Origin of the sequence: Chromatium okenii, assembly GCF_002958735.1 — a bacterium.
Classification (GTDB): Bacteria; Pseudomonadota; Gammaproteobacteria; order Chromatiales; family Chromatiaceae; genus Chromatium; species Chromatium okenii_A.
Genome location: NZ_PPGH01000019.1, coordinates 1 through 12,311, shown reverse-complemented (window position 1 = coordinate 12,311; position 12,311 = coordinate 1). Strand labels below are relative to the sequence as shown.

Here is a 12,311-nt window from a genome sequence, read left to right as displayed (position 1 = left end):
CGCCACCATGACGCGCCATTCCGCATAGGTATCCACAATGAATCTTGCGCCCAGTTAATCCGCAATCACCCACTGGACACCAATCACAAATTTACCTGTTGGATTGATATGATAGCGCGTGTTGCTATTGAGCCAGCCGGTGCTAGTTAATACCGGTTTAATAATCTCTTCCATCACGCCTTCATGCAGATCGCGTTCACTTACCGTATCGCTATGCTGCGTCGATAAAACCACCGCATCAATTGCGACTGGTTTGCCATCGCTATAACGAATGGTGATCTGTGATTTGGCATCGGGACGCAGCCAAGGCAGAGTGCCGTTTTTGCGCACTTCTGCTTGACGTTTGACTAAACGATGCGCGTAATCAATTGGCGCTGGCATTAATAGATCGGTCTCGTTGGTGGCATAACCAAACATCAACCCTTGATCGCCAGCACCCTGCGCTTCTTCGGTTGCTCGATCAACGCCTGATTGATGTCTTTTGATTGTTCGCCGAGCGCAATCAATACGCCGCAGTTATTGCCATCAAAACCAACATCTGAATTGTCATAGCCGATGTCTTTCACGACTCGCCGCACGACTTTTTCATAGTCAATTTTGAGATTGGCATCGGTGACAGTGATTTCGCCAGCCAGCATGACAAAGCCGGTTTTCACCAGCGTTTCACAGGCGACTCGCGCCTTGGCATGATTGGGATCGCGCCGATAAATCTCGTCGAGAACTGCATCAGAAATCTGATCCGCCATTTTATCGGGATGACCTTCGGAAACAGATTCGGAAGTGAAAATATAATCCTTGCTCATAGTTGTTCGGTAGCCTGATCGCAACGCTATGCAGCGTGGTTGAAAGAACGATCTATGATAACGACTTGCTGGGTGTTAGGAATGTGCAAAATTGCGTTCGGTTACAAGAATCACTCAACCAGCCTCGACTTCTTTTTTCACTAACGCATTCATTTGGAGGAATTTATGGCTGCTCTCGAAACTCCAGCGTGCGACTTTGGTCAAGCTGCACCGGATTTTTCACTACTCGGGATTGATGGCAAAACTTGGTCTCGGGCTGACTGCGTCGGCGAGCGCGGATGCTGGTAATGTTTATTTGCAACCATTGTCCCTGCGTCAAAGCGATACGGGAGCGGATTGTCCGCGAGGCGCGGGAGTGGCGACGCTCGGCATTGGCTGCGTGGCGATCATGTCGAACGATCCGCAGGATTATCCTGAAGATTCGTTCGAGAACATGCAGCGCATTGCGGCCGAATTTGATTTTCCATTTCCATATTTATTCGATGAAAGTCAGGAAGTTGCTCGTGCTTATGGCGCAGTGTGTACGCCGGATTTCTTCGGCTACAACGCTGACCTCGCGCTGCAATATCGGGGGCGGTTTGATGCCAGTCGCACCGAAACCGCACCGCCAGAGTGCGCCGCGATCTGTTTGAAGCAATGAAACAGGTCGCCGAAACCGGCAGCGGTCCCGCCGAGCAAATTCCCAGCATCGGCTGTTCGATCAAGTGGCGCAGTGCTTAAAGCTGCCAGTTCAGTCAAGGCGCGAGTACACGAAGATTAGTGCGGCGCTAATATAAGCAACTGATAAAATAGCTTGTGCTGGTATCAGTTTGTTTGAATTCCGAATGACGGGTTTTTAGCTCAAAATGCGCATCTTTTGAGCGTGTTATCGTTTCGCACCAGCATTTGCGCAAAATGACGCGGCTGCATCATTAACATTGCGCATGATCAATCAAGAATTCTATTGTGCAATGCACAATAGGGTTTTTATAAAAATCAGCCACTTGTGTTTCCAATCGCGTAAAATTGCAACTTGGTTATTGTCTCGTCTCAAAACCTGCTGCCGCTGGTCACGGTCAGTCAGTTTTGATTTTTTTTCATCACTCTCAGGAGGGGCTTCATGTCCTCACGCAAAGAACTCGCCAATGCTGTCCGTGCTCTGGCAATGGACGCGGTGCAACAGGCTAATTCCGGTCATCCGGGCGCACCGATGGGCATGGCGGACATCGCCGAAGTGTTGTGGAACGATTTTATGCGCCACAACCCGACCAACCCGCAGTGGGCTGATCGTGACCGCTTTGTGCTGTCCAACGGTCACGGCTCCATGCTGATTTATGCGCTGCTGCATCTCACCGGCTACGAGTTAAGCCTGAGGATTTGAAGCAATTTCGCCAGTTGCATTCCAAAACGCCCGGCCATCCCGAATATGGCTACGCGCCCGGCGTGGAAACCACCACCGGCCCGCTGGGGCAGGCATCACCAACGCCGTCGGCATGGCGCTGGCAGAACACGCGCTGGCCAATCAATTCAATAAGCCCGATCACAGCATCGTTGACCACAACACCTACGTTTTTCTCGGCGACGGCTGTTTGATGGAAGGCATTTCCATGAAGCCTGCTCGCTGGCTGGCGCGTTGGGTTTGGGCAAGTTGGTTGCGATTTACGACGACAACAACATTTCGATTGACGGCGAAGTGCGCGGTCACGGCAATACGCCCGGCTGGTTCCTCGATACACGCCCAAACGGTTTGAAGCCTACGGCTGGCATGTGATTCCGAAGGTTGACGGGCACGACGCAGCGGCAGTCAAAGCGGCGATTGAGCAGGCTCGCGCCGTCACCGATAAACCGAGTTTGATCTGCTGCCAGACCATCATCGGCTACGGCTCGCCCAACAAGCAGGGCAAAGAAGAATGTCACGGCGCAGCACTCGGCGATGCTGAAATTGCGTTGACCCGCGCCAACCTCGGCTGGAACCACGCCCGTTTGTGATTCCAGAGAATGTCGCGCAGGGCTGGGATGCAAAAACACGCGGCGCAGCGGCTGAAACGGCGTGGAACGACAAGTTTGCCGCCTACGCTGCCGCTTATCCGGCGGAAGCTGCGGAATTCAAGCGCCGCATGGCGGGCGATTTGCCAGCCGATTGGGAAGCACAAGCTGGCGCATTTGTGCAGCAGTGATTGATAAAGGCGAAACCATCGCCTCGCGCAAAGCCTCGCAGAATGCGTTGAATGGATTTGGTCCATTGCTGCCAGAATTACTCGGCGGTTCTGCGGATTTAGCCGGTTCCAATTTAACGTTATGGAGCGGCTGCAAAGGCGTTGGTAAAGGCAGCGAGGCTGGCAATTACGTTTATTACGGCGTGCGTGAATTCGGCATGTCGGCAATGATGAATGGTATTTCGCTGCATGGCGGTTTTATTCCTTATGGCGCAACCTTTTTAATGTTTTCGAATACGCTCGCAATGCGTTACGCATGGCAGCGTTAATGAAAGTGCCGTCGATTTTTGTGTACACGCACGATTCGATTGGTTTAGGCGAAGATGGCCCAACGCATCAACCCGTTGAACAGATTCCAACGCTGCGCATGATTCCAAACATGAGCGTTTGGCGTCCGTGTGATGCAGTGGAATCAGCAGTCTCGTGGAAACTCGCAATTGAGCGCAAAACCGGTCCGAGTTGTTTAATTTTCTCGCGGCAAAATCTCGCCCACATGCCGCGCACGGCAACGCAAATTGCGATATTGCGCGGGGCGGTTATGTATTGCGCGATTGTGCCGGCACACCTGATGCAATCATTATTGCCACCGGTTCGAAGTGGAATTGGCAATGAAAGCTGCCGATGCATGAGCGATAAACAAATCCGCGTGGTATCAATGCCCTGCACCAATGCGTTTGATGCGCAAGATGCCGCCTATAAAGAAGCCGTATTGCCAAAGCGTGACGCGCGTTGCAGTTGAAGCCGCAGTGACTGATGGCTGGTGGAAATATGTTGGCACCCAAGGCGCGATACTCGGTGTTGATCGCTTTGGTGAATCCGCACCGGCTGGCGCATTATTCAAAGAGTTTGGCTTTACCGTTGAGAATCTGGTCGCCGTTGTAAAAGCGTGCTCTAAATTCCAGACTCATGTTTATTTACATCAATCAAATTTGTTCACGCAAGTTTGATTGATTTTTCATCTGTTTTTCATTCCATTTAGGAGCTTGACCGCATGACACTTAAAGTTGGCATCAATGGGTTTGGTCGGATTGGTCGGATGGCGTTTCGTGCAATTGCCAAGGATTTCCCCGGAATTGAAGTTGTTGGCATTAACGACCTGCTCGACCCTGACTATTTAGCCTATATGCTGAAATACGATTCAGTACACGGCAATTTCAACGGTGACATCGCTGTTGATGGCAACACCATGATCGTGAATGGCAAATCCATTCGTTTAACGGCAGAACGCGATCCCGCCAATTTGAAATGGGACGAGATTGGCGCAGAATTGGTGATTGAATGCACCGGCTTCTTTCTTGATGAACCTTCCTGCCAGAAACATATTCAGGCTGGCGCGAAGAAAGTGGTGCAATCTGCGCCATCGAAAGATGCCACGCCGATGTTTGTTTATGGCGTGAATCACAATACCTACGCCGGTCAAGCGATTGTTTCTGCTGCATCCTGCACCACCAATTGCTTGGCACCAGTTGCGAAAGTTCTGAATGACAATTGGGGGATTAAGCGCGGCTTGATGACGACCGTTCACGCCGCAACTGCGACGCAAAAAACCGTTGATGGTCCATCAATGAAAGATTGGCGCGGCGGCGTGGTATTTTAGAAAACATCATTCCGTCTTCTACTGGCGCAGCGAAGGCAGTGGGCGTGGTATTGCCGGAATTGAATAAGAAGCTGACCGGCATGGCGTTTCGTGTTCCCACGTCTGATGTTTCCGTCGTTGATTTGACGGTTGAATTGAATAAAGAAGCGGATTACGCCGACATTTGCAAGGCAATGAAAGCTGCTTCTGAGACGGGCGATTTGGCTGGCGTGTTGGCATATACCGATGAAAAGGTGGTTTCCACTGATTTTCGTGGTAAATCAACGCCGTCGATTTTCGATGCTGAGGCTGGCATTGCATTAGATAAGACCTTTGTGAAGGTTGTCGCGTGGTATGACAACGAATACGGCTACACTTGCAACATGCTGCGCATGGTTGAGCACGTTGCCAAGTAAGTTGTTTGCATAAAAATGAGTAGAGCAGCGATTAAACAATCCTTGTTTTTTTGCTGCTCTGCTCGTTCTCTGTAATTAAACATGAAAATCAAATTTTCAAGACATGCAGCGCGGCGTGCAAAACTATACGGAATACAGTTATCTGTTGTAGAACAGATCATACGAGAAACCAATCTCATCATTGGCGATCAGGAAATCATCAGGCATATTCCCGATATGAATTATCCTGTAAAAATTGTTGTTGCTGTAAAAAATGAACTAATAACAGTCATCACAAATTATCCGCTTAAAAAGGGAACTTAATTTATGAACGTTCAATATGACCAAGAAGTAGATGCTTTATATTTAAGGTTCAGTGATCAAGTACCAGACGGCGTTATTGAAATGGCGGAAGGTGTTAATCTTGATACGACGGCGGAAGGAAAAATCACTGGCATTGAGATTTTACAAGCATCTAAGAAGTTAAATGTTGATACAATACTTTCTTATGTTCTGGAACTAGATCAAGGATTCTTTAAGAAAAAAGTTGCGTAAAATTTACGTCATTTCACAACACTAAAAACAACTGGATAAATAAAAATATGAAAGCGGAACTCACTGCAATTATAGTAAAAGATGGTGATTTAGTGGGTAGGGTGGATTGAATAAATTCCCGGCGCTAATGCGCAAGAACAAAGCAGAGAAGAACTCTTAATTAGTCTCAAAGTGGCTGCCTTAGATATTTTGGAGCTTAATCACCAATCTGCAACCAGCAATTGATAAAGAGGTGGAACTTGCCAGCATGAACTTTTTTATTGAATCCGAACTTGAAGAAGATGGGCGCTGGTTAGCGAAATTTCTGGAATTCCCGGTGTGCTGGCGTATGGCGCAACTGCTGATGAAGCAATGGCAAAAGCTGAAATACTTGCGCTGCGCGTACTCGCAGAACGTATTGAAACACCAATTATAAAAAGAGCTGGTTGATAAAGGATAAAAATATGCCGGAAATCAGTCGATTTCTTGGGATTGTGATTTACATGTATTTCAGTGAACATAATCCACCGCACTTCCACGCAGAATACAACGAACACAAAGCATCTATTTTGATAGAGTCACTAGGATTACTGGATGGAAAGCTGCCTTCAAAAGTAACGAGTTTAGTTATTGAATGGGCGCAAGAACACCAAAATGAGTTGCTTGAAAATTGGAATAGCATTAAAGAAACTGGCGAATACCATAAAATAAGCCCTTTAGTGTAGGTCACTCCATTATGTTGGAGATCAAAAAAGCAGATTACCTTGGTGAGTATAAAATTAATCTTCTGTTCAATAATGATAAATCTGGACAGGTCAATCTAAAAGAGTTAATTTTTGATGATCAAAGAAACACTTTTTCAAAGTTAAAAGTTCTTTCGACGTTTAAGAATTTCCGCGTAGAGCATGGCACTTTAATTTGGTCTGATGCGCTTGATTTAGCTGTCGAATATCTTTTTTATCTTGCTTTTAAGGATGAACCAGACTTGCAAGAACAGTTCAAAACGTGGGTTATATTGCTTGAATGTCAGTGAGTCAGTAATAAAATCTTCAGATTTTCAAGATCAGTTTCTATGCGGCGATTGCCTCACTGTGATGCAATCAATGTCAGATGAATCTGTCGATTTAGTTGTCACTTCGCCGCCGTATAATCTTAAAAATTCAACGGGCAACGGCATGAAAGATGGTCGTGGCGGCAAATGGTCAAATGCGAGTCTGATTCATGGTTATTCACACTATCACGATAATATGCCCCACGATGAATATGCGGCATGGCAACGCGCCTGTCTTACTGAGATGTTCCGCTTAATTAAAAATAACGGCGCTATTTTTTACAACCACAAATGGCGCGTGCAAGCAGGTTTGTTGCAAGACAGGCAAGATATTGTTTCCGGCTTTCCAGTGCGGCAAATTATCATCTGGAAAAGAAAAGGCGGTATCAATTTTAATAAAGGATATTTTTTGCCAACTTACGAGGTGATTTATTTGATTTGCAAACCAGAATTTGAATTAACGCAAGGTGCAAATGCCTACGGCGACATCTGGGAATTCATGCAAGAAATGAAGAACGAACATCCCGCCCCTTTTCCAGTAGCTCTAATTGAGAGAATCATCAATAGCACGGATGCCCAATTGATTCTTGACCCATTTATGGCAGCGGCACAACTGCCGTTGCAGCTAAAAAATTAAGTCGAAATTTTATTGGCATTGAAATTTCTCCAGAATATATTGAGCTTGCTAAAAAAAGGCTTGATGATTCTTTACGCATATCATCACTTTTTTAAAACCGAAAATAATGAAAATATACACAAAAGAATCATTAATAGAAGAACTTAAAAGTATAAGAGAAAAAGGGTGGATTTTAAGCAATAGATACGGCAACGATGGTGCAGTTGGAAACACTTTAGAAGATTTGCTTGGTATTGAAGAAAATAATCTCCAATACCTAATGCTGCCGAATGGAATTAAAAGCACAAAGAAAAAACACAAACAGCTTGACAACACTTTTTCACATGGAGCCATCGCCAAGAGCATTAAAATTTATTCCATCAATTTTACTCCCAATTTACGGATGGAGACATGATAAAGCAGGAGCAAAATATCCCGATTCCGAAATGAGTTTTCGTCAAACAATCAACGCAACTCAAGCCTCAGATCGTGGGTTTTCTGTGAAAATTGATCGTATGGAAAGAAAGGTTAGTATTACATTCGATCAATCAAAAATTTCTGCTCGACATTCAGTTTGGTACAAAGGAGTTCTGGAGAAAGGTGGCGGTCATTTTGAGCATTATCCCTACTGGGGCTTTGATGATCTATTTCATAAAGCAGGAACCAAACTGCATAACTGTTTCTTTGTTCGTGCAGAAAGCAAGGTATCAGATAGAAAAGAATTTTTCTTATTTAATGAAATTTTGATGTTAAAAACTTTCTCTCTTGATAAATTTATTAGTGCAATTGAAACAGGTGATGTTTACATAGATTTTGACGCTAGGACAGGACATAACCATGGCACTAAATTCAGAATTAAAGACAAAAAAGTTTCAGAGCTTTATGCTGAATCAATTATTATCTAAAAAATTTAGAAAATTTATGTCGATTAAAAGCCATGCGCCAAGCCCCAAGGTTTTGCGGATTGCTTTTACAACAACATGGCCACACCCAAGAGGAAATACCATCGTGTCATTCATTAAACTCACCGATCTTGATCTGACTGGCAAGCGTGTTTTAATTCGTTCTGACTCAATGTGCCTATTAAAAACGGCAAAGTCACTTCTGATGCGCGAATTACTGCATCCATGCCAACTTTTGAGCACTGCATTAAAGCCGGTGCGAAAGTGATGGTGATGTCGCATTTAGGTCGTCCAGAAGAAGGTGTTTTCTCGGAAGAAGATTCGCTTAAACCGTCGCAGATATGCTCAGTGCTAAGATGGGAAGTGAGATTCGTTTAATTCGAGATTACCTTGATAATCCGCCTGATGTGGCTGATGGCGAATTAGTATTGCTGGATAACGTGCGTTTCAATAAAGGCGAAGGCAAGGATAATGAAGCGTTGTCGAAGCAATACGCTGCGCTGTGCGATGTATTCGTAATGGATGCGTTTGGTACTGCACATCGGGCGCAGGCTTCAACGCATGGCGCAGGTAAATTTGCACCGACTGCGTGTGCTGGTTTGCTATTGGCTGAAGAATTGGATGCGTTGCAAAAGGCGCTGGCAAATCCTGCTCGCCCAATGGTTGCTATTGTTGGTGGCTCGAAAGTTTCGACCAAATTGACAGTATTGGAAGCCCTATCAGAAAAGGTTGACCAGATGGTCGTTGGTGGCGGTATTGCGAATACTTTTCTCGCTGCTGCCGGGTTTCCAGTTGGCAAATCTTTGTGTGAACACGATTTAATTCCGACGCCAAGGCGTTGATGGAAAAAATGACGGCGCGGGGCGCGACTATTCCGATTGCGGTTGACGTGGTATGCGGCAAAAAGTTTTGATGAGAATGAACCAGCAATTGCAAAAAATGCTGCTGATGTTACAGAAGACGATATGATTTTTGACATTGGTCCGCAATCCGCGCAGGAATTGGCTGACATCATTGCTAAAGCCGGAACAATTGTGTGGAATGGACCGGTTGGTGTATTCGAATTCGATCAATTCGGTGCGGGTACAAAAACCGTTTCAATGGCAATTGCAAATGCCGCTGGTTTTAGTCTCGCGGGGGTGGCGACACCATTGCTGCAATTCAGAAATACGATATTTATGACAAGGTGTCCTACATTTCCACGGCTGGCGGTGCGTTCCTTGAATATCTGGAAGGAAAACATTGCCTGCAGTAGCGATGCTCGAAGAACGCGCAAAGAGTTGATTGCATTCAGGTGCGCTGGCATAGCCGGCGCCCGCTAACGGAAAATTAATCATGCCAAGACGTACCAAAATTGTCGCAACGCTCGGTCCAGCGACGGATGATCCGGCAGTTATGGACAACTTCATCGCAGCAGGCGTCGATGTGGTTCGTCTCAATCTGTCGCATGATAGTCACGCCCGTCACCGCGAACGCGCCGAGCGTTTTCGTGAACGGGGGCTCGCCATCAATCACGAAGTGCGGTGCTGATGGATTTACAAGGGCCAAAAATTCGCATCGGCAAATTCACTGAAGGCAAGATTGAACTGATGCCCTGCGCTACGTTTGCAATTGATTCTGCTTGTGCAATTGATGCAGGTGATAGCACGCAAGTTGGCACAACCTATCTTGAACTCGCAAATGAGTCACTTCAGGCGATACGCTATTACTTGATGATGGCGCTATTGAATTAAAGGTTGGTTGCAGTCGCCAATGGTCGTATTGATTGCACTGTGGTTGTCGGTGGAACGCTATCGAATAACAAGGGTATCAATAAAAAAGGTGGCGGATTATCCGCGCCAGCCTTAACCGATAAAGATAAAGATGATATTCGTTTTGCGGCTGAAATCGACGCGGATTATTTAGCGGTGTCTCTTTCGTGCGCAATGGCGATGATGTGCGGCTGGCGCGAGAATTATTTTATGCTGCCGGTGGACGCGTGGAATCATTGCCAAGATTGAACGTGCCGAAGCACTCAATCAAATTGATGACATCATTAACGCTTCCGATGCCATTATGGTTGCTCGCGGGATTTAGGCGTTGAGATTGGCGATGCGGAATTGCCAGCAGTGCAAAAACGATGATATTAGTCGCGCACGAGAATTGAATAGTGTTGTGATTACTGCGACACAGATGATGCAGTCGATGATTGAGCATCCCATTCCAACTCGCGCTGAAGTATTCGATGTTGCCAATGCAGTGCTCGATGGTACTGATGCAGTGATGTTATCGGCAGAAAGTTCGATTGGGCGCTATCCGGTCAAGGTTCGTAGAAGCATTGATCGTATTTGCATCGAAGCGGAAAAAGGCACGACCCGTTCCTGGCATCGGCTCGATTCAGTATTCGGCGTGTGGATGAAGCCATTGCAATGGCAGCGATGTATAACCGCCAATCATTTGGGCGTCAAAGCAATTGCCGCATTAACCGAAACTGGTTCACAGTGAAATGGATGTCGCGTATTCGCCTCCGGCATTCCTATTTATGCAATGACGCGATTCGCCGACGCGCCGCAAAGTGAAATTGTTTCGCGGTGCGCGTATCCGGTGAGCTTCGATGTAGCAAGTACCGACATGCACGAAGTGAATTATGAAGTGATTGAAGAATTGCTGCGGCGAGGCACGGTGCGCAATGGTGATTTGGTCATCATTACTAAAGGCGACCGTTCTGGCGTGGAAGGGCAAACCAACATTATGAAGATTATGCGTGTTGGTGAGCATCGCTTATTGAATGAAGATTGAACGTTTTTGGTAAAAATAATGTTATCTCCAATTGGAGAATAACCACTGATTGATTCATCCACCAACGAGGAAAAATTGCATGGCTTTAATTTCAATGCGTCAAATGCTCGATCATGCCGCTGAATACGGTTATGGCGTTCCTGCGTATAACGTGAACAATAGAACAGATGCGCGCCATTATGGAAGCGGCTGATGAAAACCGATTCTCCAGTGATTGTGCAAGCGTCTGCTGGCGCTCGCAAATACGCTGGCGCACCGTTTCTGCGCCATTTAATTTTGGCCGCAATTGAAGAGTGGCCGCATATTCCGGTGTGTATGCACCAAGATCATGGCACTTCGCCAGCAATTTGCCAACGTTCTATTCAATTGGGCTTTTCATCAGTCATGATGGATGGTTCGCCTCGGCGTCGATGGTAAAACTCCAACGACTTATGAATACAGACGTGGAAGTTCACCCGCCGCGTGGTTAATATGGCGCACGATTGCGCGTATCGGTTGAGGGTGAATGGGCTGCCTTGGTTCATTAGAAACTGGGCAGGCTGGCGAAGAAGATGGCGTTGGTGAGAAGGCACTTTAGATCACAGTCAATTATTGACTGATCCTGAAGAAGCAGCAGATTTCGTAAAGAAAACTGGCGTGGATGCGCTGGCAATTGCAATTGGAACCAGTCATGGCGCGTATAAAATTTACGCGTCCGCCCACTGGCGACATTTTGGCGATTAACCGGATTAAAGAAATCCACGCTCGTATTCCCGCCACGCATTTGGTAATGCACGGTTCATCATCAGTTCCGCAGGATTGGTTGGCGATTATCAATCAATACGGCGGCGCAATGGGTGAGACCTATGGCGTTCCGGTTTGAGGAAATCGTTGAGGGCAATTAAACACGGTGTGCGCAAGGTCAACATTGATACCGATTTGCGCATGTCATCCACTGGCGCGATTCGCAAGTTCTTGCGGATAACCAAAAGAATTCGATCCACGCAAGTATTTCATTGCTGCAACCAAAGCAATGAAAGGCATTTGCAAGGCGCGTTTTATGAAGCCTTTGGTACTGCGGGCAATGCCAGCAAGATGACCGCGCTGTCATTAGAAGTGATGACCAATCGCTACATCAAAGGCGAACTTGATCCCAAGATCAACTAATCGCTTTCATCGTTAATTAAACGATAAGCACGGGGCGCAACAGCGCCCCTTTTTGTTATAGTCGGTTGATAATTCAAATATCCGCTGCTGCATTACCGACAAATCACCTTCCATGACTCCTGAAATCGCTGCAACTCACCCACTCGTGCATGAATTCACCGAGACACTTGCGTGCGTAAATTGTTGATGCACTGTATTTAGTTATTCGCACGACCAGCAGCTTGGGCATTCCGCGAGCGGCGCTCTGTCTGCCTGATCCGGCAATTGACGATAAATTGGTGGTGCGATTGTCGCTGGGCATGGCGGGTGCGAGTA

The 12,311-nt window shown here is 46.6% G+C and carries 10 protein-coding genes and 10 pseudogenes; 19 read left to right on the top strand and 1 reads right to left on the bottom strand.

Going from position 1 to position 12,311, the window contains the following annotated elements; all coding sequences use genetic code 11:
• Positions 1 to 803: pseudogene (metK, locus tag CXB77_RS04575) on the bottom strand (methionine adenosyltransferase); the annotation flags it as partial.
• A gap of 165 nt (positions 804 to 968) precedes the next feature.
• Here metK and CXB77_RS04570 point away from each other — a divergent pair.
• The 19 genes and pseudogenes from CXB77_RS04570 to fba all read left to right on the top strand — a co-directional run bounded on the left by CXB77_RS04570 (position 969) and on the right by fba (position 11,996).
• A pseudogene (locus CXB77_RS04570) lies at positions 969 to 1,523 on the top strand (thioredoxin family protein).
• A gap of 379 nt (positions 1,524 to 1,902) precedes the next feature.
• A pseudogene (locus tag CXB77_RS24430) lies at positions 1,903 to 2,553 on the top strand (hypothetical protein).
• A pseudogene (locus CXB77_RS24425) lies at positions 2,550 to 2,959 on the top strand (hypothetical protein). The pseudogenes CXB77_RS24430 and CXB77_RS24425 overlap by 4 nt, the downstream one beginning before the upstream one ends.
• A pseudogene (locus CXB77_RS24420) lies at positions 2,956 to 3,945 on the top strand (transketolase-like TK C-terminal-containing protein). Before CXB77_RS24425 ends, CXB77_RS24420 begins: the two co-directional pseudogenes overlap by 4 nt.
• A gap of 44 nt (positions 3,946 to 3,989) precedes the next feature.
• Positions 3,990 to 4,990 (top strand): annotated as a pseudogene (gap, locus tag CXB77_RS04560) (type I glyceraldehyde-3-phosphate dehydrogenase).
• An 81-nt stretch (positions 4,991 to 5,071) separates the two neighbouring features.
• Positions 5,072 to 5,293: a DUF4258 domain-containing protein gene (locus CXB77_RS04555; protein WP_105072979.1), complete on the top strand. Its 222-nt coding sequence runs from the start codon at positions 5,072 to 5,074 to the stop codon at positions 5,291 to 5,293.
• Between the two features lie 3 nt (positions 5,294 to 5,296).
• Positions 5,297 to 5,524, top strand: a complete 228-nt coding sequence (locus CXB77_RS04550) for a DUF2283 domain-containing protein (protein WP_105072978.1) — start codon at positions 5,297 to 5,299, stop codon at positions 5,522 to 5,524.
• Between the two features lie 443 nt (positions 5,525 to 5,967).
• Positions 5,968 to 6,228 carry a DUF4160 domain-containing protein gene (locus CXB77_RS04540; RefSeq protein ID WP_105072980.1) on the top strand — a complete coding sequence of 87 codons (261 nt, stop codon included), beginning with the start codon at positions 5,968 to 5,970 and terminating at the stop codon, positions 6,226 to 6,228.
• 11 nt (positions 6,229 to 6,239) lie between these two features.
• On the top strand, positions 6,240 to 6,536 hold the full coding sequence (locus tag CXB77_RS04535; protein ID WP_105072977.1) for a DUF2442 domain-containing protein: 297 nt from the start codon (positions 6,240 to 6,242) through the stop codon (positions 6,534 to 6,536).
• Positions 6,478 to 7,286: pseudogene (locus CXB77_RS04530) on the top strand (DNA-methyltransferase). Before CXB77_RS04535 ends, CXB77_RS04530 begins: the two are co-directional and overlap by 59 nt.
• 11 nt (positions 7,287 to 7,297) lie before the next feature.
• Positions 7,298 to 7,585 (top strand): MvaI/BcnI family restriction endonuclease, encoded by a 288-nt coding sequence (locus CXB77_RS22880; RefSeq protein ID WP_197710995.1) that lies wholly within the window; start codon positions 7,298 to 7,300, stop codon positions 7,583 to 7,585.
• Positions 7,515 to 8,075 (top strand): MvaI/BcnI family restriction endonuclease, encoded by a 561-nt coding sequence (locus CXB77_RS04525; RefSeq protein ID WP_277949347.1) that lies wholly within the window; start codon positions 7,515 to 7,517, stop codon positions 8,073 to 8,075. The genes CXB77_RS22880 and CXB77_RS04525 overlap by 71 nt, the downstream gene beginning before the upstream one ends.
• 222 nt (positions 8,076 to 8,297) lie before the next feature.
• Positions 8,298 to 9,394: pseudogene (gene pgk, locus CXB77_RS04520) on the top strand (phosphoglycerate kinase).
• 13 nt (positions 9,395 to 9,407) lie between these two features.
• A complete protein-coding gene (locus CXB77_RS21170) occupies positions 9,408 to 9,602 on the top strand; it encodes a pyruvate kinase (RefSeq protein ID WP_242445447.1) in 195 nt (64 codons plus the stop codon).
• Positions 9,602 to 9,805, top strand: coding sequence for a hypothetical protein (locus CXB77_RS21165; RefSeq protein WP_242445446.1), 204 nt, complete (start codon positions 9,602 to 9,604; stop codon positions 9,803 to 9,805). Before CXB77_RS21170 ends, CXB77_RS21165 begins: the two co-directional genes overlap by 1 nt.
• Before the next feature lie 3 nt (positions 9,806 to 9,808).
• A complete protein-coding gene (locus CXB77_RS22870; protein ID WP_277949345.1) occupies positions 9,809 to 10,072 on the top strand; it encodes a pyruvate kinase in 264 nt (87 codons plus the stop codon).
• A pseudogene (locus CXB77_RS22865) lies at positions 10,026 to 10,556 on the top strand (pyruvate kinase). Before CXB77_RS22870 ends, CXB77_RS22865 begins: the two are co-directional and overlap by 47 nt.
• A gap of 42 nt (positions 10,557 to 10,598) precedes the next feature.
• Positions 10,599 to 10,850: a pyruvate kinase alpha/beta domain-containing protein gene (locus CXB77_RS21155; RefSeq protein WP_242445445.1), complete on the top strand. Its 252-nt coding sequence runs from the start codon at positions 10,599 to 10,601 to the stop codon at positions 10,848 to 10,850.
• 79 nt (positions 10,851 to 10,929) lie between these two features.
• Positions 10,930 to 11,996, top strand: a pseudogene (gene fba, locus CXB77_RS24415) (class II fructose-bisphosphate aldolase).
• Positions 11,997 to 12,311: the final 315 nt, after the last annotated feature.

Coding starts and splice junctions, on each gene's coding strand:
- CXB77_RS04535 (WP_105072977.1), top strand. CDS start 6,240: ATGTTGGAGATCAAAAAAGCAGATTACCTTGGTGAGTATAAAATTAAT.
- CXB77_RS21165 (WP_242445446.1), top strand. CDS start 9,602: ATGGATTTACAAGGGCCAAAAATTCGCATCGGCAAATTCACTGAAGGC.
- CXB77_RS21170 (WP_242445447.1), top strand. CDS start 9,408: ATGCCAAGACGTACCAAAATTGTCGCAACGCTCGGTCCAGCGACGGAT.
- CXB77_RS04540 (WP_105072980.1), top strand. CDS start 5,968: ATGCCGGAAATCAGTCGATTTCTTGGGATTGTGATTTACATGTATTTC.
- CXB77_RS04555 (WP_105072979.1), top strand. CDS start 5,072: ATGAAAATCAAATTTTCAAGACATGCAGCGCGGCGTGCAAAACTATAC.
- CXB77_RS21155 (WP_242445445.1), top strand. CDS start 10,599: ATGACGCGATTCGCCGACGCGCCGCAAAGTGAAATTGTTTCGCGGTGC.
- CXB77_RS22880 (WP_197710995.1), top strand. CDS start 7,298: ATGAAAATATACACAAAAGAATCATTAATAGAAGAACTTAAAAGTATA.
- CXB77_RS04550 (WP_105072978.1), top strand. CDS start 5,297: ATGAACGTTCAATATGACCAAGAAGTAGATGCTTTATATTTAAGGTTC.
- CXB77_RS04525 (WP_277949347.1), top strand. CDS start 7,515: ATGGAGCCATCGCCAAGAGCATTAAAATTTATTCCATCAATTTTACTC.